We start from the raw sequence: 2,500 nt of genomic DNA, 5'->3' as shown, positions 1-2,500 counted from the left end.
GGAGTGCCGCGCTTGCAGGCACCATTGTCCCCCGAATGCGAACGGCCCGCTGGCTGGTGCCTGGGGGACTGTTGCTTGGTGGAGATTGGTTTGCGGGGGACGGGATTGGGTTTTTTGTCCCGCAGCTTGGGCTTCGCCTTGTTGCGGGCGCCTGATCCGGGGCAATCGATGGCCAGCCCAGCCGAACATCAAAACGGCCCGCGGGCTTTGTGCCAGGCGGGCCGTTTACCGCAGATTGGTTGCGGGGACAGGATTGAGTTTTCTGTCCGGCGGCGTCGGCTCCGCTTGCTTGCGGGCGCCTGATGACAGGTTAAATCGCCGGCACCACGGCACAATACAAAAGAGCCCGCACGAGGGCGGGCTCTTTTGTATTTGGTTGCGGGGACAGGATTTGAACCTGTGACCTTCAGGTTATGAGCCTGACGAGCTACCGGGCTGCTCCACCCCGCGTCAACCCTAAGCAAGCGTTTGCTTGCATTCCCTAAGCAAGCGTTTGCTTGCGTTCCTAAGCAAGCGCTTGCTTGCTTTTTTTGTGTAAGCCGAGGCCTACAGATAGGTATATGGCTGACCAAATGAAAGGGCCGCTTACGCGGCCCGTGATCCCTTGGCGGGCCATTTCATAAAGAGAAGATTTCTCTCACATCCGATTGGATGTGAGTTCAACGTGCGTTTGGCAGACCTGGCAGCGACCTACTCTCCCGCGTCTTGAGACGAAGTACCATCAGCGCTGGAGCGTTTCACGGCCGAGTTCGGAATGGGATCGGGTGCAGCCGCTCCGCCATAACCACCAGGTCGGCAAAACGCACGTTGTTCGAGAAGCTTTTTTGAGCGAATAGCCAATAGTGAGTAGCGAATAGGGACCCTATTTGCTGCTTTCTCTGAGCTGTTCGCTGGTCTTTTTGTGCCTTTACAGTTCTTTGGATCCTGACGCCTTTCGAAGCGAAGCTTCGCAAGGTCGACCGACCGTCGGCGCTGATGCGCCGCACCCACGTAGCGCCGCCCGCAGGGCGGAACAAGCGTGAGTGAGAACATCTGACTTTGTCAGATGAGCATAAGGAATGAGAACGATCAAGCCGATCGAACTATTAGTACCGGTAAGCTTCAAGCGTTGCCGCTCTTCCACACCCGGCCTATCAACGTGGTCGTCTTCCACGGTTCTCAGGGAATACTCGTTTTAAGGTGGGTTTCCCGCTTAGATGCCTTCAGCGGTTATCCCGTCCGGATATAGCTACCCTGCTATGCGGCTGGCGCCACAACAGGTCCACCAGAGATCCGTCCATCCCGGTCCTCTCGTACTAGGGACAGATCCTTTCAATATTCCTACACCCACGGCAGATAGGGACCGAACTGTCTCACGACGTTCTGAACCCAACTCACGTACCGCTTTAAATGGCGAACAGCCATACCCTTGGGACCTGCTCCAGCCCCAGGATGCGATGAGTCGACATCGAGGTGCCAAACAACCCCGTCGATATGGACTCTTGGGGGTCATCAGCCTGTTATCCCCGGCGTACCTTTTATCCGTTGAGCGATGGCCCTTCCACGCGGGACCACCGGATCACTATGACCGACTTTCGTCTCTGCTCGACTTGTCAGTCTCGCAGTCAGGCAGGCTTATGCCATTGCACTCAGCGAACGATTTCCGACCGTTCTGAGCCCACCATCGCGCGCCTCCGTTACTCTTTAGGAGGCGACCGCCCCAGTCAAACTACCCACCATACATTGTCCCGGACCCGGATAACGGGCCGCGGTTAGACATCCATAGTAATAAGGGTGGTATTTCAAGGGTGGCTCCACCTGAGCTGGCGCCCAGGTTTCAAAGCCTACCACCTATCCTACACATGCCACTACGAATGCCAATGTAAAGCTATAGTAAAGGTGCACGGGGTCTTTCCGTCTAACCGCAGGAACCCCGCATCTTCACGGGGAATTCAATTTCACTGAGTCTATGCTGGAGACAGCGGGGAAGTCGTTACGCCATTCGTGCAGGTCGGAACTTACCCGACAAGGAATTTCGCTACCTTAGGACCGTTATAGTTACGGCCGCCGTTTACTGGGGCTTCGATTCAGAGCTTGCACCCCTCCTCTTAACCTTCCAGCACCGGGCAGGCGTCAGACCCTATACGTCGTCTTGCGACTTCGCAGAGCCCTGTGTTTTTGATAAACAGTCGCTACCCCCTGGTCTGTGCCACCCTCCTCTACTTGCGTAGAAAAGGGTCACGCTTCTTCCGAAGTTACGCGTGCAATTTGCCGAGTTCCTTCAGCATAGTTCTCTCAAGCGCCTTGGTATACTCTACCAGACCACCAGTGTCGGTTTCGGGTACGGTTTATAAGGAGGAGCTATTTCCTGGAACCACGCAGCAGCCCGTTCAATCCGATAAGATTGGACTACCTCAATGATCCGTCACTACCTCCAAGCCCACGAATATTAACGTGGTTCCCATCGACTACGCGTTTCCGCCTCGTCTTAGGGGCCGGCTAACCCTGCTCAGATTAGCTT

At 55.7% G+C, this 2,500-nt stretch carries 1 tRNA gene and 2 rRNA genes (1 of these 3 only partly in view); all 3 read right to left on the bottom strand.

The window, feature by feature from the left end:
• Positions 1–373: 373 nt before the first annotated feature.
• Positions 374–450, bottom strand: a tRNA-Met gene (locus NKH95_RS26290).
• Positions 451–677: 227 nt separating this feature from the next.
• A 5S ribosomal RNA gene (gene rrf, locus NKH95_RS26285) occupies positions 678–792 on the bottom strand.
• Positions 793–1,064: 272 nt separating this feature from the next.
• A 23S ribosomal RNA gene (locus NKH95_RS26280) occupies positions 1,065–2,500 on the bottom strand (it continues 1,386 nt past the right edge of the window).

The organism is Mesorhizobium sp. M0848, assembly GCF_040319805.1.
Lineage (GTDB): Bacteria > Pseudomonadota > Alphaproteobacteria > Rhizobiales > Rhizobiaceae > Mesorhizobium.
This window is presented reverse-complemented; position numbering and strand designations above follow the sequence as displayed.